The sequence below is a fragment of the Agrobacterium sp. CCNWLW155 genome (assembly GCF_036888815.1).
Lineage (GTDB): Bacteria > Pseudomonadota > Alphaproteobacteria > Rhizobiales > Rhizobiaceae > Agrobacterium > Agrobacterium radiobacter.
On sequence record NZ_JBAKFW010000001.1, the window covers coordinates 1,575,008 to 1,599,719 of the forward strand.

The window sequence follows — 24,712 nt, forward strand, 5'->3', positions numbered from 1 at the left end:
GAGGCGTCCCGAAAATCCAACTTAGCGCATTTCCACTTTCAGAAAGCCGAGGATTGCCTCCGCGATCTGCGCATGGATGGCCACGCGGTCCCTGCCGCCGCCATCCCGGCAGACGAAACCCTCACCCGGTGAAAGTTCCTCCACGATCTTTTCGCCGTTCGGCTTGCAAATCTGCATGAAGCTGAAATGGCTGGCATCCGGTATGTCCCGATAAACCGTCGTCGCCTTTGGCAGATGCCGGGCGATATATTCGGAATCGGCCTTGATAGCGGCGATCTCTGGTGTCTCCACACCTGCCGCCAGAACCAGAACCGGTACGCTGACGGCCTGCAGCGTTTCCGGCAGGAAACCCGCGGCCGGCCCGAGATCCAGCGCGATGGCAGCGCGGATGCGGGCATCCTTCAAATCCATCGAAAGCCGCGGATCGGCCTTGCCGTCACCGACAACCCCGACTTTGGCTAGCAGCCGGGGAGCCTTGCATTGCGGCGGGCGCTTCTCTGCGCCGCAATCCCTCAGGGCAAGATCGGCGCTGTATCGCGCGCCAACCAGTTCCATCGCGGTCCAGCCGCCGAGGGAATGGCCGATAACCGCGATGCGCGTCCCATCGATCCTGCCGGCGAATCGATCATCGCCAAGCAAGGCCGTCAGCGTTCTGCTGATGTCGCGCGGCCGTTCCCACAATGGAACGATCTCGGTCGCATTTTCTTCGGTAAATGATTCGCCGCCGTGATCCGGAGCGGCCACGACATAACCTTCCCGAACAAGCTCGCCGGCAATCCAGTTCAGGTTGCGCCAGCTACCGCCAAAACCGTGCGACAGCAGCACGAGCGGACGAGAATCCTTAAGAAAAGAGGCACCCGGTTGAACCTCAAGACCGTAAAATGCGGCATTTTCGCCGACGATCTCGCTTTTGCCCGAGGGCGCGGCCGGGTACCATAATGAAACGGCAAGCGTTCTCGCGCCCCCCTCATCCGGCAATTCGATCTGTTTAAAGCCGATACCGCTTTCCGCCCTTGCGGCCTGAGCAGTGGAAAAGATGACGAGTATCGCCAGAATGAAATAGCGCATGGGATGCTCCAGGAGTTGATATGGACCAACCCTTGGTTCAAACCGCCGCCTGCCGAGACCTCAAACAGGTTTCAGGTCGTCCTGAAACGCAATCGAGACAGCGGCTCGCTCGCAAACGCTTCCTGTTATGCCGAGCGCTAGATATCCGCGATCCGCTCGAAAAGCCGCACGGGACTGTCGCGGAAGGTCGTTTCCCGGAAAGGACAGAAGCCGAAACGGGCGGCGATCGCGAGCGACGGCGCATTCAGCGGATCGATCATGCAGACGATCCGGTTCGATATGCCCTTGGCATCAAACCAGCCAAGGGCGGCCTGTACCGCTTCGCTGGCCACACCCTTGCCGGTCAGATCCCTGTCAATCTTCCACATGGCCTCCGGCGCGGTGTCGAAATCCGCGCCATGTCCACGGCGCATATGGGCCAGCCCCACCTCGCCGACGATTCGTCCCGTGGCGGTTTCCTCCACCACGAAGGGGCCGAAACCGAAGACGGACCAGTGGCCGATGAAACGCAGAAGCCGCGCGAAGGCGAGTTCGGGATCGAGCGGCGCGATCGAGCTCACGCCCGGGATCGGATGAACATCCGCGCTCCAGAAGGAGCAATAACGTGCTTCGTCCTCGATGGCATGCGGCCGCAGCAGGAGACGCGCGGTTTCGACACGGATCATGAGACCTCCTCCTCTGAAAAGAAAAAGGCCGGGCACTGGCAAAAGCCGGCCCGACCCCTGATGGCGTCACTGTCGCATCGAAACGATCACTCCGTAATCGTCTTCGCCGTAAACACGATGCGATCGTCATGCACCTTGTATTCCACCGCCATATTGGCCTCTTCGGCCAGAAGCAGCGTGTAATAGGGCTGGACGGAATGGGCGTCGACCGCCTCTTCCAACCTGCCTTCGTAAATTTCCGCGAACTTGGCCGGCACGCGCATCATCCGGCCCTTGACGGTGATTTCGAACCTGGCGTCGCCGTCGGGGCTTTCCAGCAGCACATCCACATTGCCGCCACGCGGAATGGCGCCGTAAGCCACGAGGAAAAGGTTGAGCAGAAGTTTGACACGATTCTTCGCAACGATGGCGCGCGGGCCGTTCCAGCTCACTTCCGCCTTCTTTTCGGCGGCAGCGAAATCCTGGGCAGCCTTTTCGGCCTCACCGGTGTCGATGGACGCGCCGGCGGAGCCGGAAGCACCGAAAGCAAGGCGGGCGAACTTCAACCGCACGGATGCGTTAAGGGCTGACGTGCGGATGAGATCGAGCGCATCGTCATCCGTGCCGCCCTCGTCCAGAAGTTCGAGGCCGTTATTGATGGCGCCGACAGGAGAAATAACGTCATGGCACACACGGCTGCACAGAAGAGCCGCCAGATCGGGACCGGACAGCGTGATATTGAGTTTGCTGGTCATAAAATTCTCTCCTGCGCAAGGGAGGCGCGGACGGTGTGGAAATTGTTAAGCCATAATGACACCATATTTGGTAAACCGATTGTTAATAGGATGGTTTCAAAATGCCAAATGCCTTAACAGGCCACACTGGAGCCCCGTGTATCCGCAAGGATGCGCGAAACATGCTGTAGAACTTTGACTCTGCGCGACCGGCCCTTTCGAAAACCGATTCGGATTTTCGGGCTTATGCGCTAACGAAACAGACGGACGGACATGACGATGCGCCTTACGAAAACCCGCACCATTGCACGCCTCGGACTGGGAAAGATTGTCGCGCTCCTTGCGAGCCTCTTGATGTGGGTCGCACCGGCCTCGGCCCAGAACAGCGATCAATATTCGTTCCAGGAAGTCGTGGATGCAGGCCACGGATTCTTCGGTGAAACCACCGGCGGTCTTGCCAAGGTGGTGGAGCGCGCCTTCCAGCAATACGGTCTTCCAAACGGTTACATTCTCGGGCAGGAAGGCTCCGGCGCTTTCGTCGCGGGCCTCACCTATGGCGAAGGCACGCTTTATACCAAGAACGCCGGCCAGCACCCCGTCTTCTGGCAGGGCCCGTCGCTCGGCCTCGATTACGGCGGCCAGGGCACCCGCGCCATGATGCTGGTCTATAACCTGCCCTCCGTCGATGCGCTTTACCGCCGTTACGGCGGTGTGAGCGGCTCCGCCTTCATCGTCGCCGGCGTCGGCATGACCTATCTGAAGAGCAGCGACGTGACCCTCGCGCCCATCCGCACCGGCATCGGCGCGCGCCTCGGCATCAATGTCGGCTACCTGAAGCTCACCCAGCAGCCGACCTGGAACCCCTTCTGATTCGCTAAAGCCGGGGCGGGAGGAAATAACGGGCCGGTTTTGACGGTGCGACACCCCTCCCCACGGTTGCAATAATAGCGTAACGTGCTTTCGCGCCCCTCTTTCCGAATGCGCGCGTATCTGAGTTTCGGAGACTGTCCCGCGTGATCGAATATGCCATTCTCTTCGGATTGGGTTTTCTCACCGCAACCCTGCTGGCCCTGCTGATCGCACCCGCGATCCATCGCCGCATCGTCGCCTATACGGAAAACCGCATACGCGCGACAATGCCCATCAGCCCGCAGGAAGTCCGCGCCCAGAAGGACATGGCGCGTGCGCTCTACGCCGCCGAAAACGCCAAGGTCCGCCAGGAACTGGATACGGAACGGGAAAAGAACACCTCGCTGCGCCTCGCCAACGAAGCCGCTTCCAGCGATGCCTATCGCCTTGGCGAGCAGAATCGCAGCTTCTCCCTGAAAATCGAGGAGCTGACGCTGGAAATCGGCGAATTGCGCGCAGCGCTTGATGCCAGCGAAGAACGCGCCGGCATCATACAGGCGAACCTCGCACAACAGGAGCAGGCCGCCAACGAGCGCGCCAGCCAGATGTCCGATCTCACCGCCCGCCTCACCAATCTGACGCGCGAACTGGATGATTCGAAAATCCTCGCTGCCACCCGCGATCTGGAGGCAGAACAGGCCAAGCAGAGCGCCACGCGCTTCCGCAAGGAAGGCGAGACGGCGACCCGTGAACTGCAGGACGTGGCGGCCCGTAACAAGGAAGCCATGACGGCGGTTGCGCGCGAAAGCCGCAAGGTCACCCGGCTGGAAGAACAGGTCGCTACGCTCATGGCGAAAAACGCCGATCTCGACACGATGCTGACGCTGCGCAACCAGGAAGCCGCCCGTCTCAAGGAACAGCTTGCCGCAACCGGCGGCCGCGCCAACGACATGATCATTCGTCTGCCGAACCCTGCCGTGCCGGTTGAGAAGGCGGTAAACCCGCCGCCACAGCCGGCCCCAGCCGCCGCGCTTGAAGTCGCACCCGTCGCCGAAGCAGAGGCGACACCGGCGGTCGCCGCCGAGGAGGCAGCCATCTCACCGGTTGAGAAGACAACGGCGCCGGCGTCAGAAGGTCTGGAACAGGAAATCGAGGATATCCGCAATCAGGGCACCGCGCTCACCGAGCGCCTGCTGAATGTGCGCGGCACCGGCAATGACGAACCGATCCGCCGCGAAATCGCCCGCATCGCCGCTGAGATGATCGCGCTCACGGCGGCGCAGGAGGGCGAGACATCGCCCATTCCAGGGCTGCTTGCCAAGGCCTCCGGCTCATCGGGGCGGGACAGCCTTGCGAAGCGGGCGAAGGTGGTGATGGAGAAGCGGAAACACTGAGGGTGTGGTTTTACCCCCCTCTGCCCTGCCGGGCATCTCCCCCTCGGGGGGGAGATCGGCAAGAAGCACTAACATCACTTCATTCTCAAACGTCGAGATGGCCGAAACCTGGCCGCTTGTCGATCTCCCCCCTTGAGGGGGAGATGCCCGGCAGGGCAGAGGGGGGTAAACCACACCCACCGATGGCCTAAACCCGCCCGATCACCCCCGCCATCTGATAAAGCGCCAGCCCCGAAGCCGTCCCCGCATTCAAGCTATCCAGCTGCGGCGACTGCGCGATCCGTGCCGTATGAAACCGCGAGAGCACCGATTGCGGCAACCCCTCGCCTTCCGTGCCGATGACAAGCGCCATGCGCTCGGAGCGGGGGATATTGCGGATCTCGGTCTCGCCACCAGGCGAAAGGCTCCAGATCGCAAACCCGGCCTCAGAAAGCCGCTCCAGCATCTCCACCGCACCGCCGCCGCGATGATAGGGAACCGAAAGAACTGATCCGACGGAAACACGCAGCGCCTTGCGATAGAGCGGATCGCAGCAGGTCTCGTCGAGAAACACCGCATCGGCATAAAAGGCCGCCGCATTGCGGAACATCGCCCCAAGATTATCGTGATTGGAAATGCCGCAGCCCACGAGCACCAGTGAAGACGGAGGAAGCGCCGCCGTCATTTCGGTAAGCCCGCGATCCTGAACCCGGCGGCCGAGCGCCAGAATGCCGCGATGCAGGTGAAAACCGACAATGCCATCAAGCACCGGCGCTTCGGCCACGTAAACCGGCACATCATCAGGAAAATCGGCAAGAATATCCGCAACGCCGGAAAGCCGGTTGCGCAGGATCAGGATGCTTTCCGCTGCAAAATCACCACCCGCCTTGTGGGCGGCTGCCAGCATGCGCAGCACCACCGTGCCTTCGGCAATGAAACGCCCCTGCCGGCCGGTGAGGTCGCGCTCGCGAATATCGCGAAAGGCGGCGATGCGCGGATCGGCGGGATCCCCGACCGGGATCAGCGCCCGCCCGTCCAGCAGGTCACTGCCCTCACTGGCCATCAACAGTCACATCGGCAAGGAACCGGCCGGCCGCGACGTTGAAAACCAGCGCCTTGCGCGTGCCGTTGGCGAGCCGGCCGTAAAACAGCATGTCGCCGCCGGAATAGCTGACATTGTCGATCGTGAAGCCCTGCGGCAGGCTGGCGGTGACGGCAAGCGGGCCATTACCGGTCGGGACGGCGAGGTTTGGCGCTTCCGCCTGGGTCTGAACCGCTTTCGACGGCCCCATCGCCTTGTAGACAACCGCACCGAAGACGGCCATAAGGCTGATAAACATCACGGAGCCCGACACGATCTGCAAACGGATCATCTTGCGGCGAACTTTTTCCATGGCCGGATCAAGCGGCTTGTCTTCCTGTTCGTCTTGCTCGATCTGCGTCATCGGGTTCCCTGAAATGCTGATGGATCGGAAAAATAAGAATGAACGACCCCTTTAAACAAGGCGGAGACGCAAGGAAAGTCCTGATTGCCGGGGAAGACGCCGAAGGCCGCCTCGATTCCTGGCTGGCGGGCGAGGTGAGCGGCGACTTCTCCCGCAGCCGCCTGAAGGCGCTGATCGAACAGGGCGCGGTTTCCCTCAACGGCCAGCCGGTGACGGAGCCGAAAAAGAAGGTGCATCCCGGCGATCGCATCGAGATCGTGATGCCGGAACCGGAAGACCCGGAACCCAAGGGCGAGGACATTCCGCTCGACGTGGAATATGAGGATGAAGACCTGATCGTGCTCATCAAGCCCGCCGGGCTCGTCGTGCATCCGGGCGCCGGCAACTGGACGGGAACGCTGGTCAACGCCCTCATCCACCATTGCGGCGACAGCCTCTCCGGCATTGGCGGCGTCAAGCGGCCGGGCATCGTGCACCGGCTGGACAAGGAAACGTCAGGCGTCATGGTCGTGGCGAAGAACGACAATGCCCACCGGCATCTCGCCGCGCAATTTGCCGATCACGGCCGCACCGGACCTTTGGAGCGGGCCTACAAGGCCATCGTCTGGGGCCGCCCGCGCACCCTGCGCGGCACCATCGACGCAGCACTCGGCCGCAGTGCCGACCGCACCAAACGCGCCGTCAAACACGAGGATTCGGATGACGCCCGCGAGGCGATCACCCATTATGAGGTGATGGAGCGTTACCATGAACGACCGGACGCCACCTGCCTCGCCTCGATGGTGGAATGCCGCCTGGAAACCGGCCGCACCCACCAGATCCGCGTGCACATGGCCCATATCGGCAATCCGCTGATCGGTGATCCCGAATATGGCGCCGCCTTCCGCACCAAGGCGAACCTGCTGGAAGAACCGGCAAAAAGCACCGTTGGCCGCTTTCCGCGCCAGGCGCTGCATGCCTATCTGCTCGCCTTCGAACATCCCCGTACAGGCGAGGTGATGGAGTTCGAAACCGACCTGCCGGATGACATGGAAGCGCTGCTCGCCGCATTGCGCGGCTGAAAAACCCGCATGGCGCGGTCAAAAAAACTGCGCCATGTATTTCGCCGGAAGCCCCGGATAATAAAAAAAGATTAGCGGATAGCGATATTCCGCAGTCGGTCCTTTTTATAGACCGCCCCAATTTCGCTTCAATCGTCACACCTCCTCGGCCCCCGCAAAGCTTGAAACCGCCGCCGTGAAAACCGTGGCCGCACAAGAGCTTGGCGACCACTGACGCCGCAGGAAACGCCGAACGTTCAATTCGCCTCCCTCGAACGGAACCGGCATGATGACGGGATCTCTCGCGAATGAATATCGAAGACCGCCGGTTTATATTTCAGGAGTTGCGCAGCGTCGAAGGCTATATCGATCCGCCCGATGCGCTTGTCTTCAAGGCGCTGCTGCAGGCGCAGACGAGCCGGGGTCTCGATGGCGGCATGGCGGAAATCGGCGTTTATTATGGCCGCTCCTATTTCCTGCTGCGCAAATTCGCCCAGGCACAGGAAAAGGTGCTGGGCGTCGACCTGTTCGATCTCGACCCACCCGAAGATGGCAGCCTCGATCAATATGAGCGCCTGATGGAAAACGGCCGCCGGCTGGGTTTTGCGATGGATGAGGAACTGATCATCAGGGGCGACAGCACCAGACTGGCACCCGCCGACATCACCTCGAAGATCGGCCCAGCCCGTTTCTTCAGCATCGATGGCGGCCACCACCTGCACCATGTGCTGGCCGATGCGAAACTGGCGATGGAGGTGATCGCGCCGCACGGCGTCATCGTCTTCGACGACACCTTCAACCCCGCCTGGCCGGAGGTGACGGTGGGCGTCGCCGATTTCCTTCGCACCCATGGCCATAACCTCGTCTGCTTCGGCATGACCAAATACAAGACCTATGTCTGCCGGCGGGAATTTCACGCGACCTATGCCGACGCGATTGCCGCCGATCCCGATCTGCAGGGGCTTGGCCATGTCGAGACGCAGTTCCTCGGCTCGAAGGTGATTCGCCTGCACAATCCCATGCGCCGGCGGGTCATGTATGAGCTGATGGTGCGCTCCGGCCTTGGCGGTTTTTCGGAACGAATCTACCGTTCGAAAGTTAAACAGGTCAAAGAGGATGTTGCCTCAACATAACGCATGTGTGAACGCAGCGTTCGCTTGAAACGCGGCGGGCGCGTACATATCTGTCACATGGGTTCGTGCGGGGTCGGTAACGACCCGCAGCTTACGGTGCGCCTCCGGCGGGTTAATCGCCGACCAAAGAGGGTGCCGTTCCAGACCATAGATAAGGGGGTGCTTTATGGCCCGCAATAGTTTGCCTACGATTACAGCCGGCGAAGCCGGTCTCAATAGATATCTCGACGAAATCCGCAAATTTCCGATGCTGGAGCCGCAGGAAGAATACATGCTTGGCAAGCGTTACGCCGAGCATGGTGACCGCGACGCCGCCCACAAGCTCGTCACCAGCCATCTGCGTCTCGTCGCCAAGATCGCCATGGGTTACCGCGGTTACGGCCTGCCGATCGGCGAAGTCGTATCCGAAGGCAATGTCGGCCTGATGCAGGCGGTCAAGAAGTTCGATCCGGAACGTGGTTTCCGTCTGGCCACCTATGCCATGTGGTGGATCAAGGCTTCGATCCAGGAATATATCCTGCGCTCGTGGTCGCTGGTGAAGATGGGCACGACGGCCAACCAGAAACGCCTGTTCTTCAACCTGCGCCGGCTGAAAGGCCGCATCCAGGCGATCGACGACGGCGATCTGAAGCCGGAACACGTCAAGGAAATCGCCACCAAGCTGCAGGTTTCCGAGGAAGAAGTCATCTCGATGAACCGCCGCCTGCATGGCGACGCGTCGCTGAATGCGCCGATCAAGGCGTCCGAGGGCGAATCCGGCCAATGGCAGGATTGGCTGGTGGATGACCATGAAAGCCAGGAAGCCGTGCTGATCGAGCAGGACGAACTGGAAACCCGCCGCCGCATGCTGGCCAAGGCCATGGGCGTGCTGAACGACCGCGAACGCCGCATCTTCGAGGCCCGCCGGCTTGCCGAAGACCCGGTGACGCTGGAAGAACTCTCCTCCGAGTTCGACATCAGCCGCGAACGCGTGCGTCAGATCGAGGTTCGCGCCTTCGAGAAGGTGCAGGAAGCGGTGCAGAAGGAAGCGCTGGAAGCCGCGCGTGCTTTGCGCGTGGTGGATGCTTAAGGCGACACTCTCTTAAGGAGAGCACGCCATCCACGAACGACATCATCCTCGGCCCTCGGCCGAGGATTTTTTATGTGTGAAAGCCAAACGGGGATAAATGTCCGGCAACGCCCCTTGCCAACCGTTGAGTCCTCACCATGACAACCCATCGACCGTCATTCCAGCCTTAAGAGCCGGAATCCAAGCGACGCGCGTCTGCGCGGCGAGAAGAGTCCTTTCAGCCCAAGGGCTAGGGCTGGCTGGATACCGGCTCAAGGCCGGTATGACGGAAGAGGGAATCTCGCCGGGCAATAAGCCAGTGCTTGGATATGTTGAAATGTTAAGGGCGGCCTGGGCCGCCCTTAAACCATCACTGTCCGGTCGCCGGCGCTGCCGCCGCCCATTCGCTGAGCGCCTTGTCGAAGGCGGCGATGCCGTCATTGCCCTTTTGCAGGGTCAGCAGCGCACGCCGGCCATTGCGATACGACACCGGAATATCGATCCAGTTGCGGCTCTTCAGAAGCTCCAGATTGGTCTTCATCGCATCCGGGAAGTCGTTGAGCGCGATCATGTGGAAATCGTCGGTGATCTTGGCCGGAACCGCGATCAGCGCGTTGCCGCGATCCTGCTCGGTGCTCTTCATCGCAATGCGCTGGACACTGTCGATGGCGCCACCTTCGAAGCCGGGCGAAACCGAGAAGACGATCTCGATCAGATGGCTCGCCGGCAGCGACGGATCGGTATTGCGCTTGAAGGTGATGAGCGCGCTGAGGCCACGGCCGGGAACCGTGATCTGGCCCTGCACGGTGGGCGAAGGTTTGCCTTCGCCGTCACTTTCCTGCTGCAGCGACCAGGAAACGCTGCCCTGAATGGCGGTCGGAACCGTCTGGCCCAGCACTTCCTCATAAAGGAACATGCGGTCACCGGTGGCGGCAGCGGCAGGCTGCTGTGCCGGCGGCGTGCCAGCCGGGGTTCCGGCGGGCGCACCGGCATTATTGGCCGGAGCCTCGCCCGCGGGCGGCGGCGCGACATTCTGCTCATAGACCGATTGGCCTTCGGCCGTCACCGGCTGGCCGTTCGCACCGGCGGCAGGTCCCTCGTCACGCTCGGTGCCATCGGCCAGAAGCCGCTGGGTAAACTTGGTGCCGGTGACGGAGCCGTCATCGCCATGGGTCGGGGTCTGATGGTTGGTCGGGGTTGTCGGCTGCTGCCCGGTGGCGGGCGGCTGCTGGGTCGCCGGCGGTGTCGGCGTCTGCGCCTCGCCCGTGCCGTTCGAAGAGGTCTGGGTGTTGCCGCCGTTCTGTGCGGAACTGACCAGCCCGCCGACCATATCGTTCAGCGCATCGCGGTTCATCCACACGGCATAACCGCCGCCGGCAAGCAGCGCCACGCCGACAAGGGCAAGCACCAGCGACGCATAGTTGCGGCGCGGCTTCTTCTTGACCATATAGGCGGGCGTCGCGGCGGCAGCGCCCACGCCATTCGTTTCGTCCGAAGCCTGACGGGTGGACGGCGACGCGCCGTCATAACCGATCAGCTCGTCCAGATCGTCCCAGGGTGTGCGTTCCTTATTGTCCTTTGCCGCGGCCTGATCACCGAAGGGATCGTTATCCGCGCGCGGCAGCGCCGGCGCGTCCTTGGCGGGAATGGCAATATCCGCATCCTGGAAGTAAGACGAGAAATCCTCGACCACGGCTGTCTTTTTCGGAGCCTGCTCTTCCGTCTGGCGATGTTCGTCAAAATCGTGCCGACCACCAAAGGCGGGCGCGTGCTCCACGGCGGCAGGGCCCAAATGGTCGTCCGCCTCGCGACGCTCATCGTCTTCGTAAGGGGCCGGCTCGAAGCTTACTTCCGGTTCCTGGTAATGCTGCGCAGCGTAACCGGCAACGAGCGGACGTTCGTCGGTCTCGTTGCGAACCTCTTCATATTCCTCGGCGGCCGGACGCAGATCGTCATCCCGCGCTTCATCGAGCTTGCGCCAGTCATCCTCATCCACCGGCTGTGCCCAATGGGAAGGAACGGAATCATCGGCGGGGCCGGGCGCCGTTTCAGGCTCCGGCTGTTGAGCCGGCTCTTCATCCGCCCGCGTGAAATAGGTGCCAACGGCCTCGTCGGAAACGTGTGCCGGGGCCGGAGCGGCATGAACCGTTTCCGGCGCATCATAAAGCTCTTCCGGCTCGTGTTCGTCGTGGCGCTGCGCCTCATCGGCAACGGCTTCGACGTGCCGGGGCTCTTCCTCTTCGGCCGGTTCTTCGTAAACCGGCTCCGGCTGTGCAGGCTCGGCGGGTGCGGGCTCTTCATAGACCGGCTCGTGCCGTTCCTCTTCCTGCTCAGCCTGTTCCACAGGTTCGGCGGCGCGGGCCTCGTCTGCGTCGGCAGCATCCTGCTGGTAGTAGGATGCCGCCGTCTCTTCGGCTGCCGGGGAGATAGCGTCATCATCCTCAAGCGCGGGAAGCGCCTCGGCATATTCGCTGTCGACCTCGGCAATGGCGGCGTCCAGCTTGGCGATCTGCCGGCGCAACAATTCTTCCGGCGGACGTGGCTTCATATTCTCGAGTTGGCGCACAACCGCACTGCGCGCCTTGTCGTAAACCTTCGCCCGGTTTTCGGGAGTATTGTTCGCCAAGCCATCCACGGCCTTGCGAATGACTGCTACAAAATCCGCCATAAGCACTTTCTCGTCGTGACCGGCGACGTACCGGCCCGATATGGTTTATGAATCTAGATCGCCGAGGACATTAATCCTCAAACGGATCAGTCACAAGTATGGTGTCGTCACGCTCCGGACTTGTCGACAGAAGCGCGACAGGCGCCCCGATCAATTCCTCGACCTGACGGACATATTTGATTGCCTGAGCAGGCAAATCCGCCCATTTTCGGGCACCGACGGTAGATTCTTTCCAGCCTTCCAGCGTGACGTAGATCGGCTCGACGCGCGCCTGCGCGCCCTGGCTTGCCGGAAGATGATCGATTTCCTGGCCGTCGAGCTTGTAGCCGACGCAGATTTTCAGCTCGTCGAGACCGTCGAGAACGTCAAGCTTGGTGAGTGCGATGCCGGTAATACCATTGGTGGCGACCGACTGGCGCACCAGTGCGGCGTCGAACCAGCCGCAGCGGCGCTTGCGGCCGGTGACGGTGCCGAATTCATGACCCTTTTCGCCCAGGAACTGGCCGATCTCGTCATTCAGTTCGGTCGGGAACGGGCCTTCGCCAACACGGGTGGTGTAAGCCTTGGTGATGCCGAGAATGTAACCCAGCGAACCCGGCCCCATGCCCGAACCGGCAGCGGCCTGGCCGGCAACCGTGTTGGAAGAGGTCACATAAGGGTATGTGCCATGGTCGATATCGAGCAGCGAGCCCTGCGCACCTTCAAACAGGATGCGCGCACCGGCGCGGCGCTTCTTGTCGAGCAGCAGCCACACGGTTTCGCTGAACGGCAGGATGCGCTCGGCGATAGAGCCCAGCTCTTCCATAATCGTCTCATGCGAGACTTCGGCCGCGCCGAAACCACGACGAAGCGCATTGTGATGCGTCAGGATACGATCGACCTTGGCGGAAAGCGCCTCCATGTCGGCGAGATCCATGACGCGGATGGCGCGACGGCCAACCTTGTCTTCATAGGCCGGGCCGATGCCGCGGCGGGTGGTGCCGATCTTGGTGCCGCTGTTGGAGGCGGCGTCTTCGCGCATACCGTCCAGCTCGCGGTGCAGCGAAAGAATGAGGGTGGCATTGTCGGCGATACGCAGGTTTTCCGGTGTCACCTTGACGCCCTGCGCTTCCAGACGGCCGATTTCAGCGATCAGCGCATGCGGATCAACGACGACGCCATTGCCGATGACGGCAAGCTTGCCGGGACGCACGACGCCGGACGGCAGAAGCGAAAGCTTGTAGCTGACACCGTCGATGACAAGTGTATGGCCGGCATTATGGCCGCCCTGATACCGCACGACGACATCTGCCCGCTCGGACAGCCAGTCGACAATCTTGCCTTTGCCTTCGTCGCCCCATTGCGAGCCGACCACCACAACATTCGTCATTTCTTGCTTTCCTGCTCATGGCGCTTGCGCGCCCGATAACCCGATGGGAAACCCAAACCCGCGAATGTATACTGTGTTGTTTTACGGAAAGCGACCCTGTTTCTTATGGAGAATTTTGCTTTTTCCGTGACAAGGCGCGGATTTCCCGCATTATCTCGCCCCGTGGGGGCCAAGCGCGGGCGCAAGACCGCCATTCACCCCTTAGCCGTTTTCCCGCCCCGTGAAGAAGCGAAACATCAGCGTGCCCTCCAAAGCCTATATCGCCCTCATCATCGCCACGCTCTGCTGGGGCGGCAACACCGTTGCCGGCAAGCTCGCCGTCGGCCACATCAGCCCCATGGCCTTCACCTTCCTGCGCTGGGTCTTTGCCGTCGCCATCATCTTCGCCATTTCCGTGCCGCAGCTCATCAAGGACTGGCCGGTGGTGAAAAAGCGCCTGCCCTATTTCCTCGTGCTCGGCAGCGTCGGTTACACAGCCTTCAACGTGTTTCTCTACACGGCCCTGCAGCACACCTCGGCCATCAATGCCGCCGTCATCCAGGCCGGCATTCCCATGGTTATCTTCGTGCTGAACTTCATCCTGTTCCGCACCCGCGTGCTGTTCGGCCAGATCGCCGGTTTCTGCCTCACCATTTCAGGCGTGGCGCTGCTCGCGTCGCATGGCGATCCGGTCTCGCTGCTGCAGCTGGAAATGAATGTCGGCGACGCCGTCATGCTGCTCGCGGTTCTGGTCTATGCCATCTACACCGTCATCCTGCGCTGGAAACCGGCGGTCGACTGGCGCACGCTGATGGCCATCCCCGCCTTTTTTGCCCTCCTCACCTCCGTCCCGCTGGTTTTCTGGGAAATGTCGCGCGACAGCGTCGTCTGGCCGGATCAAAAGGGATGGGTGCTGGTGGTCTATGCCGCCATTTTTGCGTCGCTCATCGCGCAGATCCTCTACATCAAGGGTGTGGAACAGATCGGCGCCAACCGCGCCGGCCTCTTCATCAACCTCGTGCCCGTCTTCGGCACGTTGCTGTCCGTCTTCGTGCTCAGCGAAACCCTGCACACCTATCAAATCGCGGCGCTCGTGATGGCACTGGCAGGCATTGCCGTGGCGGAACGAAAAAAATCGCCGGCTTCCTGAACCCATAAGGGTCAGGAAAACCGGCGTAGTCTGGCAGGCATGAAAGAATGGAGCATCGGATCGAAAACTGTTTCCGATGCTCAAACCAAAGGTCAGAGCGCGGTTTCGCGCTCAGCCGGAGAAAGGACGGCGTTGCCGAGGACGATATCGCCCTTGTCGGTGGTAACGATCAGCACTTTTTCGAGCGATCCGTCATTGTTCAGCGAAAAGGCAAGGCGCAGGGCGCTCGAAGACCAGCCGGCGCCGGCGAGCGCAGCACGCTTGATCGCGGCGCAATCACCGCAATCGCCAAGGCTTAACGACGGCGTTGCCGGAACATCGGCTGCAAAACCGGAAAAATAATCATCGAGCGCACCCATTGTGGCGTTCACATCGCGGTTGACGCGCAGCAGTTCCTCGCGACGCTCGCCCGTCAGCGGCGCGGCGATGGTGGAAACGCATTGGCCGGCGGAAAGAACGCAGCCATCAAAACCGCCCGGCGCGGAAATGCCGATCTGTGTCACGGCGGACTTCTCGACAGCGGCAAAACCACGGGCAAAACCGGCAGCACCGGCCGCATCGGCATGGGTGGACATGGAAGCAACGGCAATTCCGCAGATGGCGGCAGCAATAATCTTCTTCAGCATTTCATACCCCGTTTTGCGATCCGCCGGCTTGTGCCGGTCTCGATTTCTGTTTCGGGGAAGCGTCTCTTTCAAAGGCCGCTCCCCGTCTGTGATCCCACAATGGCACACGACTGTTTTCAGCCGCTTTAAGCCGATTGCTACAATTTTATCGGTTTTCATTTTTGTACAGAGAACGCTTTTTTTCGAATATGCGCCGGTATCGTCGCCGCGAATTCCGGGGCAACGTCGGGAAGCGATAAAGGGGCCGCATCGCTGCGGGGGGTATCAAAGGGTAGTGCAGGGTTTTGCAGACGATGCGGCCCCGGCTTCAAACATATGACCCGCCCACCAAACCGGTTCCTGTTTGGAGGATGGGCATATGCCGGCCGCCTCAACCGTGACATCGGGAAACTCCCCGGTTTCGGCCGCCTGCCCCGCCCATCCTGCGCCGCGCGCACGCCTGATAACCGGGATGGGCCGAGTATAGCCGGGCCGGCGGGACCGGGGATGCGCGGGGATAAACGCATCTTGAAAAAGGCGCTCGGGGGGCGGTTTCGCCCCATCCCGGACACAGGAATTTTCAGCGGGTTAACAGGCCCTTGATCGGCGGCATTTGAATTAACCTTGTCTTAAAACCCGACGTTAATGGTTAGCAATTTAAGAATAGCGGAACGAAAGGGTTCCGTTATGCGTGGCGTATCTGCCGTTGTTTTCCTGATGCTCGTTCTCGCCGGCTGCGCCACCGCACCGTCGCAGGTGACCAATGCCTGTGCGATTTTCGAGCAGCGGAACGGCATCTTCAACAATTGGCGGCGCGACGCGAAAGCGGCCGAGCGGGAGTTCGGCGTGCCCGTGCCTGTCATGATGGCGACGATCTACACCGAATCCGCCTTCCGCCCCTATGCGCGGCCGCCCCGCACCAAGCTTCTCGGTTTTATTCCGTGGAAACGCCAGTCTACGGCCTATGGTTACGCGCAGGCGCTTGATGGCACATGGAGTGTTTACCAGCGTGAAACAGGCCGCTGGTCGGCAAGCCGCACCGATTTCACCGACGCCATCCACTTCGTCGGCTGGTATCACGCCAAGAGCCGTCGCGAAAACGGCATTTCGCTGAACGACCCCTACAATCTCTACCTCGCTTATTATTCCGGCCATGGCGGTTATGCGAAGGGCAGCTGGCGCAACAATTCCGCGGTCCAGAAGGCCGCCCGCCGCTCCGCCAACATGGCGATGCGTTACGAGGCGCAGCTGCAGCAATGTGGATATCGCTGAGGCTGGGGCGGGAATAGCCCAGCCTGCGGTTGCTAGTGCCCAAACCTCTCCTCCGTCATCCTCGGATCAAGCCCGAGGATGACGTCGAGTTTATGCGACACTTTGTCAGGAAACTGACATGCGCCTGAGTTCCCCACCTGAGGGGGAAAGCCGATAGTAGCGGCGCACTTTACGCCCCGTAAACCGCCAGAAAACCCCTGACCGCATCGATCTCGCCGGAGCGGATTTCATGCCCGCCCGGGTGCCACACGGTTTCCACCGTGCCGCCCTGCGCCTTGAGGCTCTGTTCCAGCGCCTTCGTCAGCGGCACCGGGCAAATCGGATCGCGTTCACCGGCCGTGATCAGCACCCGGCGCGTGGCTTTGGCGGGGGAGATCTTCGGCTCGAACGGGATGAGCGGATGCATCAGCACCGCAGCGTCGAAAAGCTCGGGCTGTTCGATCAGCACATTAGCAAGAATATTCGCGCCATTGGAAAAACCGAGGCCGATGACCGGACCGGCCTGATAATGCTCCCGGTTCGCCTTGACGAAATCGGCGAGCTTTTCGGTTGCGCGCTGAAGGTCGGCCATGTCGTAGACGCCCTCGCCCGTACGCCGGAAAAACCGCGCCGCGCCGTGTTCGGAAACATCGCCGACCGGCGAGAGAATGGTGGCCTCAGGCAACAGACGCGAGCCGAAATCGAAGAACTGGTTTTCATCACCGCCGGTGCCGTGCAGCAAGACGAAAAGCGGAGCACCCGCAACGCCGGCGCGGGATTTGTGGAAATAGCTGTCCTTGGTCATGGGAGAATCCTTTCTGAAAGGAGGAGATTCAACGGCTTCCGCGCGGCCTCTTCGGCCAGGCGGAGCGATCAGATGGAGCAAACGGATGCGGCTTGTTTCTTCTCCCCGCCGGGGAGAAGGTCGCGGCAGCGGGATGAAGGGGGCAAGGGTGCGGTCTATAGCTGACGTTGCCTCCTCATCCGACCCTTCGGGCCACCTTCTCCCCAAACGGGGAGAAGAAATACGTGGCAATGTCCTGCCAAACGCTATCGAGCGGTTAAACCGCCTTCTCGTCGCCCAGCGGCTCCAGATGCTCTTCCAGCACGGAGCGCAGATGCGCATGCTGGGTCGGCAGCTTCAGCGCCTCGCCGAGATGGGCGGTGTCCTCGTCGCGGTCGAAACCGGGCTCGTTGGTGGCCACCTCGAACAGCACGCCGCCCGGGGTGCGGAAATAGATCGCCCAGAAATAATCGCGGTCGATGACAGGCGTCACCTGATAGCCGGTATCCATCAGCGCTTTGCGCACCTCCAGCTGCTTTTCGCGGTTTTCGACCGCAAAGGCGATGTGGTGCACGGACCCTGCACCCAACCGCGCGCCAGAGATATTCGGCATGGTTTCGATGTCGATAAAGTCAGCACCGTTACCGCCGGGCATACCGAGGCGCAGAACGCCGTCCTGGCGATCCACTTCCTGATAGCCCATGAATTTCAAGAGCTCGGCCGTCGCACCTTCATCGCGAAGTCGCAACGAGGCACCCTGAAAGCCGTGGATCGCCTGATCCGCGCCGACGCCATTGCCGATCCACTGCGCACGATTGTCGTCCCTGACCTCGACCAGCGCAAAACCGTCTCCGTCGGGCCCTGCAAAATGCAGGCGCTTGTTGCCGAAGGCTTCATCGGCCTTCAGGCCATCCACGCCGGCCTTGGAAAGACGGTCCTGCCAGTAGCCGAGCGATCCCTCGGGAACGGAAAACAACGTCGTGCCCACTTCGCCGGTGCCGGGACGGCCACGAGCGATATGCGGGAACGGGAAATAGGTCATGACGGAGCCGGGCGTGCCGACTTCATCACCATAATACAGGTGATAGACGTCAGGCGCGTCGAAATTGACCGTCTTCTTCACCCGGCGCAGGCCGAGCGTATCGGTGAAAAAACTGTTGTTCTGGCGCGCGCTCGCCGCCATCGACGTGACGTGGTGCAGGCCCTTGATCTGGTTGAGCATGATAAACCCCTTTTTGCCTGGCGAGCCTCATGGTTGGGCCTGCCCTGTTCATGGCGTAAAGATGGGGTAACAGCGCTCTCAGGCATAGAGTGGACAACGGGAACGGATTGTTCCCGAATGGTGAACGATAAAACCGACTGTTCAACGAGCCCGATGGGGCAGTTCAATGATCGTCGGCAACGCCCAGGGCCCAGTAGCCGACGGCGCGCAGCGACGCTTTCGGGAAAGAAATCTCGTCGGTGAGGAAGGATTTTGCCGCCCTCGCCTCGGATTTTTCGCAGGCGACAAAGAGGTGCAGGCCTTCATGATCCGCGCTCCAGGCATGGTCGCGCAACGCCTTTTCAATGAGGCCGGCGGTGCCGGCGGGTTTGCCGCGGCGATAAAGCCATGTCCACTCGACATTTGCCGCGCAGACGATCTCCTGCCGCTCGGCTTCGTCATCGATTTCAGCATAGACGCTGAGCTTTTTCCCGGCCGGCATTTCGGCCGCCATGCGCAGCATCACCGGCAGCGCCGTCTCGTCACCGGCGAAGACATAACGCTCGGCTTCCGGGCAAACACCGCTCGGGCCGATGATGCCGAGAACATCGCCGGGCTTCGCCGTCGCACCGAAGGTCGCGCCCGGCATGTGGTCGCCCTCATGCATGACGAAGTCGATATCGACTTCACCACGCGCGATATCGCCGGAACGGATGGTGTAGACGCGCCGTGTGAGAAGATCATCGCCCGCCGGCCAGACGATCGCCCCGGTGGGCGCAAGATAAGGCCAGACCGGTGCGCGGGCCTGATCCGGCACCAGAAGCAGGCGCACATGCATGCCGCCGGTCAGCAGCCTTTCGATGCCGCTTTCGACCGATACCACCAGCCGGCGCATATGCGGTGTCAGATTATAGGCGCGGGCGACCTTGCCGACGAAAAGATTGGGCAGTTCACGCTGTTGCGCGCCATGGCCGCTCCAGCGGAAATCCAGCCCCGTCTCGCCGGAAAATTCGACGATATGCTCGGCCACCATGGCCTTTACCGACATCAATATATGTTCGGAAATGCAGCTGACCCTTGCAGCGAAATGGCCGCCTTCGGCGCTGAAGCTGCCATGGCCATATTCGGTCTTGAACCGCACTGTCGCACCGTCGCGTTCCATCTCCATATGCTCGGAAAAATGATCCTCAAAAGCATCGACGATCGACAGCGGATCGGACAGCGAGACAGAGGTTTCGGCAGACAGGAGAGACACGGGCATAATCCTTCACTTTGTAGTCCGGTTATCTTTAATCCCGACAACCGCAAAGCGTAAAGACATTTTATGAGTGTCTAGAGAAGGTTTTTGTCACTGCCCGCCGTTTCAGGCAATTGCCAGTCGATCGGCTGGCGGCCATGGGAGACGAGAAAGGCGTTTGCCTTGGAAAAATGGCCATTGCCGAAAAAGCCGTTATGGGCCGAAAGCGGGGACGGATGCGGCGAGCGCAGCACGAGGTGCTTGCGCTGGTCCACGAAGGCCGCCTTCTTCTGGGCATAGGAGCCCCAGAGCAGGAAGACGACATGGTCGCATTCGTCGTTGACAGCGCGGATGACGGCGTCGGTGAATTTTTCCCAGCCCTGCCCCTGATGCGAGGCGGCGCGGGACTCTTCCACCGTCAGCACGCTGTTGAGCAGAAGCACGCCCTGTTTCGCCCAGCTTTCCAGAAAGCCGTGACCCACCGGGCGAATGCCGAGATCGGCCTGCAATTCCTTGTAGATATTGACGAGCGAAGGCGGAATGCGCACGCCGGGCTGGACGGAAAAGCACAGCCCATGCGCCTGGCCAAGCCCGTGATAGGGATCCTGGCCTAAAATGACGACCTTGACCTCATCGAGAGGCGTGAGATCGAGAGCGCGGAAATATTCCGCGCCCTTCGGGAAGATGCGCTTGCCGGCGGTTTTTTCGGCAAGCAGGAACTCTTTCAGCTTGAGCATGTAGGGGCTCGCGAATTCGCCGGAGAGAACGCGCTTCCAGCTGTCTTCGAGTTTGACGCCTGCCTCTGCCATGCCTGCCTCCATCAGAGCTTATTTGAACCGGTTGCCGCGCTGCAGCACTTCGATCTTGTAACCATCGGGATCGCAGATGAAAAAGTATTTTGCGAAAGGCTGGCCCTTATAATCGGCCTCGATGATCTTGCCGGGAGAAAGGCCGACCTCGGTGAAGCGCTGGTGTTCGGCGTCCACATCGGCAACGCTGACGGCAAGGTGGCCGTAGCCGTCGCCCAGCGCATAGGGCACTTCGCGGCCACGGTTGACGGTCAGTTCCAGCTCGAAATCGCCCTCGGCATTGCTGAGATAGATCAGCGTGAAATTCTCGAACTCGGCGCGTTCCGCAATTTCAAGGCCGAAAGCCTGTTTGTAAAATTCCACCGAACGCTTTTCGTCCAGCACCCGGACCATCGAGTGGATCAGCTTGGCCATGGTGTTTTCCTTCTTCTTCCTGTTGACGGCCCGGTTATGCTCCGGGCATCGCGGCCCAAGGGGATAAAGACTGAGCGTCGCGCTTTCAACCCTAAAGGCGCTCTGCGACAGGACGTAGCGGCCAGATCACGGCAAATGTGATGGCAAAAACTCCCGATTTTTCAGGTGCGGCTGCGACCTGCGGCAACGGGACCGCATGGTTTTGGCCCCGCCGCTCTATCCTGAGTGCTGAACTCATGATACCGGCTAGGCATGCGCCTTTTATACCTCTGTCTTGGCTGGCTTATGGTCGCGACCGGCATTGTCGGCGCGTTTCTTCCCGTTTTGCCCACCACGCCGTTCCTGCTTCTGGCGCTCTGGTGTTTTTCGCGCTCTTCACCAAAACTCGAGGCGTGGCTGCTGGCCCACCCCAGATTCGGCCCTTCCCTGCAGCGATGGCGCGAACGCGGCGCTATCGCCCGCAACGCCAAGATCGCGGCGCTTTCGGCCATGTCCGTCAGCTACGCCGCTTTCTGGTTCCTGAGCGAGCCGCCGCCGCTACGGGCAGCCATCGTCGCCGCCGTCATGCTGGGCTCTGCGCTCTTCATCGCCACGCGCCCGGAAAGCTAAGAGCGCTCCTAACGATGCCGCGACTGCGGCAGCACGTAAGGAATATGCCGCGCCGGCAGCCGGCCGACGACGCCGCCAATGCCATAGACCCTGGCGATCGTCTCGTCGCTGATCGTTTCCAGCGAAGGACCGCTCGCCGTCACCCGGCCGCCATGCATGACGATAAGTTGATCGGCAAATTCCGCCGCAAGATTGAGATCGTGGAGGATGGCGAGCACCAACCCACCGCCGCTTGCAAAGTCGCGCGCCGTTTCCAGCACGGCGATCTGGTGGCCGATATCGAGGCTGGCCGTCGGCTCGTCGAGGAAGAGCGCCCGCGCCTCACCATTTTCCACCGGAAAAGGCACCTGCGCCAGCGCCCGGGCAAACTGCACCCGCTGCTGCTCGCCGCCTGAGAGCATGTTGTAGGACCGCTGCTCGAAACCGCGCAGCCCGGCCTTGGCAAGCGCCCGGCGGGCCTGCTCTTCCGGCGCGCGCGACCCCTGTGCGACAGCCCCCATGCGCACGATTTCGAGCGCCGTGAAAGGAAACGCAAGCTGGGTGCTCTGCGGCAGCACGGCCCTGAGACGCGCAAGCTGGACCGGTGTGAAGGCCGGCAGGTCGACCTCGTTATAGGTTACCGAACCGCTCTCGGCGCGCATCTCGCCCGAGAGAACCTTCATCAGCGTGGATTTGCCGGCACCGTTGGGGCCGATGATGACATTGACCTTGCCGGGCTTCAGATCGACGCTGACCGTGTCGAGCAGCCGGCGGCCGGAGCGGATGAGGGTGAGGTTTTCGGCCCGGATCATGACATGTTCCGCATGGAAAAGCCGCCGCGTCCCAAGAGCAGGAACAGGAAGACCGGCGCGCCGATGAGCGCCGTGACGACGCCGATCGGCAGTTCCGCAGGTGCGGCCACCGTGCGGGCGAAACTGTCGGCCAGCAGCAGAAGCGCCGCCCCGCCAAGTGCCGACGCCGGCAGCAAAAAGCGGTGCGACGGGCCAATGGCAAGGCGAAGCAGATGCGGCACGACGATGCCGACGAAGCCGATGGAACCGGCCGCCGCCACGCTCGCCCCGCAGGCGGCGGCAACGGCCAGAATGACGATCCGCTTCAGCCGCTGCACCGGAATGCCCATGTGAAAGGCGGCCGCATCCCCGAGGATCAGCGCATCGAGCCCGCGGGCAACGAAGGGAATGATGGCGAGAACGACGATGATGAAAGGCAGGGTCGCGAGCACCTTGGCGGGCGTTGCACCGCCGAGCGAACCGAGCGACCAGAAGGTGATGTCGCGCAGCGCCCGGTCATCCGCCACGAAAATCATCAGCCCGGTCAGCGCGCCGCTGATTGCCGCCACCGCAATGCCGGCCAGAATGAGCGTGGTGGTGGAGGTCGCGCCGTCCTTGGTGGCGATCAGGTAAAGCACCCAGGTGTTCAGCAGCCCGCCGAAGAATGCCATGATGGGCAGGAAATGCGGGCCGAAAAACACCGCCACCGTGGCAAGCGCGCCTTCCCCAAGGGAAATCGCCGCGACCGCAAACAGCGCCGCACCCGAGGTGACGCCGACAATGCCGGGATCGGCCAATGGATTGCGGAACAGGCCCTGCATCATCGCCCCTGAAACGGCAAGCCCGGCGCCGATCAACATGCCGAGCGCGGTGCGCGGCAGGCGCACGGCCTCGAGAATGATCCTGTCGCGCGCATCGAGCTGATCCGCGCCGCCGGTAAGATAGGCAATGAGCTCTGAAATGCCGACGCCCGTGGGTCCGCTGACAAGCGACACGCCACAGGCAAACAGCAGGATGCCGACGAGCACGGCAAGGGCGACAACCCCCTGGCGGGATCTGTCGCCGGCAACGCCGCCCTCGGTGGAACTCAAGATCGCAAGGCTCACGGCTTCACCACGTCAGGGTAGAGCTTGTTTGCCAACTCGCGACCGGCGGCAGGCGTGCGCGGGCCGAAACCGATGAGATAAAGCCCATCCATGCTGATGAGCGTCTTGCTTGCGGCAGCAGGCGTGGACTGGAAAGCGGGAAGCGCGAAAGTCTCATCCGCCTTGGCGGCGTGGTCGCCGCGCGCCATGGTCAGCACCACGTCGGGTGCTGCGGCAATGACCGCCTCATCCGTCAGCGGCTTGTAACCCGTGATCTCCTGAGCCGCATTGATGCCGCCCGCCATTTCGATGATCGCCGCCGCTTCGGTATCCTTGCCCGCCGCCATGATGCGGCCGCCGGCGGTGGAGAGCACGAAGAGAACACGCTTCCTGCCCTTTTCCGGGATGGCGGAGACATCCTTGGCGAGTGCATCGAGCCCAGCCCTGGTCTCGGCAGCCAGCGCCTTCGCCTTGTCCGAGAGACCCACGGCCGCGCCGACATCCTCGATCTTCTTGGGAATGGCGTCGCCGCTCGGCGGCGTATCGACGGTGACGAAAGGCACGGCACTTGCCTTCAGGATGGCGATGACATCGGCCGGGCCGGAGCCGTCTTCCGAAAGAATGAGATCCGGCTTCTGCGACAGGATGCCTTCCGACGACAGCGCTCGCATGTAACCGATGTCAGGCTTGGCGAGCGCATCGGCCGGATAGCTGCTGGTGCTATCGCGCGCCACGATACGATCTCCTGCACCCAGCGCATAAAGGATTTCCGTCACCGTGCCGCCCACTGCGACGATGCGTTTCGCCTCCGGATTACCCTTGTCCGAAGCCATGGCAGCCGGCGCGGCAAAGGTGATTGCGGCGGGCACGAGGGCGGCGAGAACGAAGGAACGAAGGCGGGAATTCAACATGGCGTTATCCTGAAACACGACCCGGCGCCGGTTTGCCCGCGCCACTAATCTTGAGTTCTTTACACATGTTTATACACCGCGCAATCGATAAGTGGAGTAAATTTGTTCGCTTTGTCGTGAACCCCTTCCCAACCCCATCCGGGCCGGATATCCTGACTGAAACAGGAAACTTAAAGGGAGACTTTCATGTTTATCGCAATGAACCGCTTTCGTGTCGTGCCGGGTTATGAAGACACCTTCGAATCCATCTGGCGCGAGCGCAAATCGCACCTCAGCGAACTGCCGGGCTATATCGAATTTCACATGCTGAAAGGCCCGAAGGCGGACGACCATACGCTTTATGCCTCGCACACCGTCTGGGCCACCAAGGATGACTTCCTTGCCTGGACGAAATCCGAACAGTTCCGCGCCGCCCACGCCAAGGCCGGCGAAAACCGCGGCAAGGTGGAATATCTCTCCGGCCCGCATTTCGAAGGCTTCGACGTCATCATCCATGAAGACAAGAATGGCGAGCGCCGTTCGATTGCCGCCTGAGG

General features: G+C 61.5%; 25 protein-coding genes. 9 read left to right on the forward strand and 16 right to left on the reverse strand.

The features are described 5' to 3' along the window. Positions 1–21 precede the first annotated feature (21 nt). The 3 genes from V6S97_RS07940 to chpT all read right to left on the reverse strand — a co-directional run bounded on the left by V6S97_RS07940 (position 22) and on the right by chpT (position 2,467). On the reverse strand, positions 22–1,068 hold the full coding sequence (locus tag V6S97_RS07940; protein ID WP_161974130.1) for an alpha/beta hydrolase family protein: 1,047 nt from the start codon (positions 1,066–1,068) through the stop codon (positions 22–24). Positions 1,069–1,205: 137 nt separating this feature from the next. Beyond that, positions 1,206–1,733 (reverse strand): GNAT family N-acetyltransferase, encoded by a 528-nt coding sequence (locus V6S97_RS07945; RefSeq protein ID WP_004430003.1) that lies wholly within the window; start codon positions 1,731–1,733, stop codon positions 1,206–1,208. Positions 1,734–1,819: 86 nt separating this feature from the next. Continuing rightward, positions 1,820–2,467 (reverse strand): histidine phosphotransferase ChpT, encoded by a 648-nt coding sequence (gene chpT / locus V6S97_RS07950; protein ID WP_060723657.1) that lies wholly within the window; start codon positions 2,465–2,467, stop codon positions 1,820–1,822. Between the two features lie 252 nt (positions 2,468–2,719). Between chpT and V6S97_RS07955 the strand changes: the two genes are divergently transcribed. Both V6S97_RS07955 and V6S97_RS07960 read left to right on the forward strand, forming a co-directional pair. Further along, positions 2,720–3,316: a DUF1134 domain-containing protein gene (locus V6S97_RS07955; protein WP_020011624.1), complete on the forward strand. Its 597-nt coding sequence runs from the start codon at positions 2,720–2,722 to the stop codon at positions 3,314–3,316. A gap of 143 nt (positions 3,317–3,459) precedes the next feature. Beyond that, complete coding sequence (locus V6S97_RS07960; RefSeq protein WP_112958707.1) at positions 3,460–4,689, forward strand: hypothetical protein; 1,230 nt, start codon at positions 3,460–3,462, stop codon at positions 4,687–4,689. A gap of 187 nt (positions 4,690–4,876) precedes the next feature. Here the strand turns inward: V6S97_RS07960 and V6S97_RS07965 are convergent, their stop codons facing one another. After that, on the reverse strand, positions 4,877–5,731 hold the full coding sequence (locus tag V6S97_RS07965; protein WP_004429996.1) for a TrmH family RNA methyltransferase: 855 nt from the start codon (positions 5,729–5,731) through the stop codon (positions 4,877–4,879). Further along, the gene (locus V6S97_RS07970) at positions 5,721–6,113 is read right to left on the reverse strand and encodes a hypothetical protein (RefSeq protein ID WP_004429994.1); all 393 of its coding nucleotides are present in this window, start codon (positions 6,111–6,113) and stop codon (positions 5,721–5,723) included. Before V6S97_RS07970 ends, V6S97_RS07965 begins: the two co-directional genes overlap by 11 nt. Before the next feature lie 38 nt (positions 6,114–6,151). On the opposite strand from V6S97_RS07970, the gene V6S97_RS07975 reads away from it, so the two are divergent. The 3 genes from V6S97_RS07975 to rpoH all read left to right on the forward strand — a co-directional run bounded on the left by V6S97_RS07975 (position 6,152) and on the right by rpoH (position 9,355). Continuing rightward, positions 6,152–7,174, forward strand: a complete 1,023-nt coding sequence (locus tag V6S97_RS07975) for an RluA family pseudouridine synthase (protein ID WP_004429992.1) — start codon at positions 6,152–6,154, stop codon at positions 7,172–7,174. 287 nt (positions 7,175–7,461) lie between these two features. After that, entirely contained in the window at positions 7,462–8,286 is an 825-nt protein-coding gene (locus V6S97_RS07980; RefSeq protein WP_099085896.1) for a class I SAM-dependent methyltransferase, read from the forward strand. Between the two features lie 166 nt (positions 8,287–8,452). Beyond that, positions 8,453–9,355: an RNA polymerase sigma factor RpoH gene (gene rpoH, locus V6S97_RS07985; protein WP_003491840.1), complete on the forward strand. Its 903-nt coding sequence runs from the start codon at positions 8,453–8,455 to the stop codon at positions 9,353–9,355. 349 nt (positions 9,356–9,704) lie between these two features. Here rpoH and V6S97_RS07990 read toward each other — a convergent pair whose 3' ends face one another. Further along, a complete protein-coding gene (locus V6S97_RS07990; RefSeq protein WP_334426486.1) occupies positions 9,705–12,002 on the reverse strand; it encodes a hypothetical protein in 2,298 nt (765 codons plus the stop codon). Positions 12,003–12,072: 70 nt separating this feature from the next. Continuing rightward, entirely contained in the window at positions 12,073–13,371 is a 1,299-nt protein-coding gene (locus V6S97_RS07995; RefSeq protein WP_004429984.1) for an adenylosuccinate synthase, read from the reverse strand. A gap of 241 nt (positions 13,372–13,612) precedes the next feature. On the opposite strand from V6S97_RS07995, the gene V6S97_RS08000 reads away from it, so the two are divergent. Further along, positions 13,613–14,500: a DMT family transporter gene (locus tag V6S97_RS08000; protein WP_161974134.1), complete on the forward strand. Its 888-nt coding sequence runs from the start codon at positions 13,613–13,615 to the stop codon at positions 14,498–14,500. A gap of 92 nt (positions 14,501–14,592) precedes the next feature. On the opposite strand, the gene V6S97_RS08005 is transcribed toward V6S97_RS08000, so the two are convergent. After that, a complete protein-coding gene (locus tag V6S97_RS08005) occupies positions 14,593–15,126 on the reverse strand; it encodes a transglutaminase-like cysteine peptidase (protein ID WP_060723664.1) in 534 nt (177 codons plus the stop codon). Positions 15,127–15,792: 666 nt separating this feature from the next. Between V6S97_RS08005 and V6S97_RS08010 the strand changes: the two genes are divergently transcribed. Next, the gene (locus tag V6S97_RS08010; protein ID WP_004429977.1) at positions 15,793–16,377 is read left to right on the forward strand and encodes a transglycosylase SLT domain-containing protein; all 585 of its coding nucleotides are present in this window, start codon (positions 15,793–15,795) and stop codon (positions 16,375–16,377) included. Positions 16,378–16,546: 169 nt separating this feature from the next. Here V6S97_RS08010 and V6S97_RS08015 read toward each other — a convergent pair whose 3' ends face one another. From V6S97_RS08015 to V6S97_RS08035, 5 genes are all read right to left on the reverse strand, one after another. Then, the gene (locus tag V6S97_RS08015; RefSeq protein ID WP_004429975.1) at positions 16,547–17,161 is read right to left on the reverse strand and encodes an alpha/beta hydrolase; all 615 of its coding nucleotides are present in this window, start codon (positions 17,159–17,161) and stop codon (positions 16,547–16,549) included. A gap of 256 nt (positions 17,162–17,417) precedes the next feature. Beyond that, positions 17,418–18,362: a VOC family protein gene (locus tag V6S97_RS08020; RefSeq protein WP_004429973.1), complete on the reverse strand. Its 945-nt coding sequence runs from the start codon at positions 18,360–18,362 to the stop codon at positions 17,418–17,420. A 163-nt stretch (positions 18,363–18,525) separates the two neighbouring features. Further along, positions 18,526–19,602 carry a siderophore-interacting protein gene (locus tag V6S97_RS08025; protein WP_334426488.1) on the reverse strand — a complete coding sequence of 359 codons (1,077 nt, stop codon included), beginning with the start codon at positions 19,600–19,602 and terminating at the stop codon, positions 18,526–18,528. Positions 19,603–19,673: 71 nt separating this feature from the next. Then, complete coding sequence (gene ung, locus V6S97_RS08030) at positions 19,674–20,387, reverse strand: uracil-DNA glycosylase (protein ID WP_031233587.1); 714 nt, start codon at positions 20,385–20,387, stop codon at positions 19,674–19,676. Between the two features lie 18 nt (positions 20,388–20,405). After that, positions 20,406–20,801, reverse strand: coding sequence for a VOC family protein (locus tag V6S97_RS08035; protein ID WP_334426489.1), 396 nt, complete (start codon positions 20,799–20,801; stop codon positions 20,406–20,408). 252 nt (positions 20,802–21,053) lie between these two features. Between V6S97_RS08035 and V6S97_RS08040 the strand changes: the two genes are divergently transcribed. Next, positions 21,054–21,410, forward strand: a complete 357-nt coding sequence (locus V6S97_RS08040) for a YbaN family protein (protein ID WP_020809365.1) — start codon at positions 21,054–21,056, stop codon at positions 21,408–21,410. 8 nt (positions 21,411–21,418) lie between these two features. Here V6S97_RS08040 and V6S97_RS08045 read toward each other — a convergent pair whose 3' ends face one another. From V6S97_RS08045 to V6S97_RS08055, 3 genes are read right to left on the reverse strand one after another with little or no spacing between them, the layout of a single operon-like run. Then, the gene (locus tag V6S97_RS08045) at positions 21,419–22,201 is read right to left on the reverse strand and encodes a heme ABC transporter ATP-binding protein (RefSeq protein ID WP_111782123.1); all 783 of its coding nucleotides are present in this window, start codon (positions 22,199–22,201) and stop codon (positions 21,419–21,421) included. Beyond that, the gene (locus V6S97_RS08050) at positions 22,198–23,286 is read right to left on the reverse strand and encodes a FecCD family ABC transporter permease (protein WP_060723669.1); all 1,089 of its coding nucleotides are present in this window, start codon (positions 23,284–23,286) and stop codon (positions 22,198–22,200) included. Before V6S97_RS08050 ends, V6S97_RS08045 begins: the two co-directional genes overlap by 4 nt. Continuing rightward, positions 23,283–24,176, reverse strand: a complete 894-nt coding sequence (locus tag V6S97_RS08055; RefSeq protein WP_111834086.1) for a heme/hemin ABC transporter substrate-binding protein — start codon at positions 24,174–24,176, stop codon at positions 23,283–23,285. Before V6S97_RS08055 ends, V6S97_RS08050 begins: the two co-directional genes overlap by 4 nt. Before the next feature lie 186 nt (positions 24,177–24,362). On the opposite strand from V6S97_RS08055, the gene V6S97_RS08060 reads away from it, so the two are divergent. Beyond that, a complete protein-coding gene (locus V6S97_RS08060; protein ID WP_004429958.1) occupies positions 24,363–24,710 on the forward strand; it encodes an antibiotic biosynthesis monooxygenase family protein in 348 nt (115 codons plus the stop codon). Positions 24,711–24,712: the final 2 nt, after the last annotated feature.

What these genes read in the sequence shown, in the direction of transcription:
- rpoH (WP_003491840.1), top strand. Translation starts at nt 8,453, where the DNA reads ATGGCCCGCAATAGTTTGCCTACGATTACAGCCGGCGAAGCCGGTCTC.
- chpT (WP_060723657.1), bottom strand. Translation starts at nt 2,467, where the DNA reads ATGACCAGCAAACTCAATATCACGCTGTCCGGTCCCGATCTGGCGGCT.
- V6S97_RS08040 (WP_020809365.1), top strand. Translation starts at nt 21,054, where the DNA reads ATGCGCCTTTTATACCTCTGTCTTGGCTGGCTTATGGTCGCGACCGGC.
- V6S97_RS08015 (WP_004429975.1), bottom strand. Translation starts at nt 17,161, where the DNA reads ATGACCAAGGACAGCTATTTCCACAAATCCCGCGCCGGCGTTGCGGGT.
- V6S97_RS08010 (WP_004429977.1), top strand. Translation starts at nt 15,793, where the DNA reads ATGCGTGGCGTATCTGCCGTTGTTTTCCTGATGCTCGTTCTCGCCGGC.
- V6S97_RS07955 (WP_020011624.1), top strand. Translation starts at nt 2,720, where the DNA reads ATGACGATGCGCCTTACGAAAACCCGCACCATTGCACGCCTCGGACTG.
- V6S97_RS07945 (WP_004430003.1), bottom strand. Translation starts at nt 1,733, where the DNA reads ATGATCCGTGTCGAAACCGCGCGTCTCCTGCTGCGGCCGCATGCCATC.
- V6S97_RS07990 (WP_334426486.1), bottom strand. Translation starts at nt 12,002, where the DNA reads ATGGCGGATTTTGTAGCAGTCATTCGCAAGGCCGTGGATGGCTTGGCG.
- V6S97_RS08035 (WP_334426489.1), bottom strand. Translation starts at nt 20,801, where the DNA reads ATGGCCAAGCTGATCCACTCGATGGTCCGGGTGCTGGACGAAAAGCGT.
- V6S97_RS07970 (WP_004429994.1), bottom strand. Translation starts at nt 6,113, where the DNA reads ATGACGCAGATCGAGCAAGACGAACAGGAAGACAAGCCGCTTGATCCG.
- V6S97_RS07980 (WP_099085896.1), top strand. Translation starts at nt 7,462, where the DNA reads ATGAATATCGAAGACCGCCGGTTTATATTTCAGGAGTTGCGCAGCGTC.
- ung (WP_031233587.1), bottom strand. Translation starts at nt 20,387, where the DNA reads ATGGCAGAGGCAGGCGTCAAACTCGAAGACAGCTGGAAGCGCGTTCTC.
- V6S97_RS08055 (WP_111834086.1), bottom strand. Translation starts at nt 24,176, where the DNA reads ATGTTGAATTCCCGCCTTCGTTCCTTCGTTCTCGCCGCCCTCGTGCCC.
- V6S97_RS08025 (WP_334426488.1), bottom strand. Translation starts at nt 19,602, where the DNA reads ATGCCCGTGTCTCTCCTGTCTGCCGAAACCTCTGTCTCGCTGTCCGAT.
- V6S97_RS08005 (WP_060723664.1), bottom strand. Translation starts at nt 15,126, where the DNA reads ATGCTGAAGAAGATTATTGCTGCCGCCATCTGCGGAATTGCCGTTGCT.
- V6S97_RS08020 (WP_004429973.1), bottom strand. Translation starts at nt 18,362, where the DNA reads ATGCTCAACCAGATCAAGGGCCTGCACCACGTCACGTCGATGGCGGCG.
- V6S97_RS08060 (WP_004429958.1), top strand. Translation starts at nt 24,363, where the DNA reads ATGTTTATCGCAATGAACCGCTTTCGTGTCGTGCCGGGTTATGAAGAC.
- V6S97_RS07995 (WP_004429984.1), bottom strand. Translation starts at nt 13,371, where the DNA reads ATGACGAATGTTGTGGTGGTCGGCTCGCAATGGGGCGACGAAGGCAAA.
- V6S97_RS07940 (WP_161974130.1), bottom strand. Translation starts at nt 1,068, where the DNA reads ATGCGCTATTTCATTCTGGCGATACTCGTCATCTTTTCCACTGCTCAG.
- V6S97_RS08045 (WP_111782123.1), bottom strand. Translation starts at nt 22,201, where the DNA reads ATGATCCGGGCCGAAAACCTCACCCTCATCCGCTCCGGCCGCCGGCTG.
- V6S97_RS07975 (WP_004429992.1), top strand. Translation starts at nt 6,152, where the DNA reads ATGAACGACCCCTTTAAACAAGGCGGAGACGCAAGGAAAGTCCTGATT.
- V6S97_RS07965 (WP_004429996.1), bottom strand. Translation starts at nt 5,731, where the DNA reads ATGGCCAGTGAGGGCAGTGACCTGCTGGACGGGCGGGCGCTGATCCCG.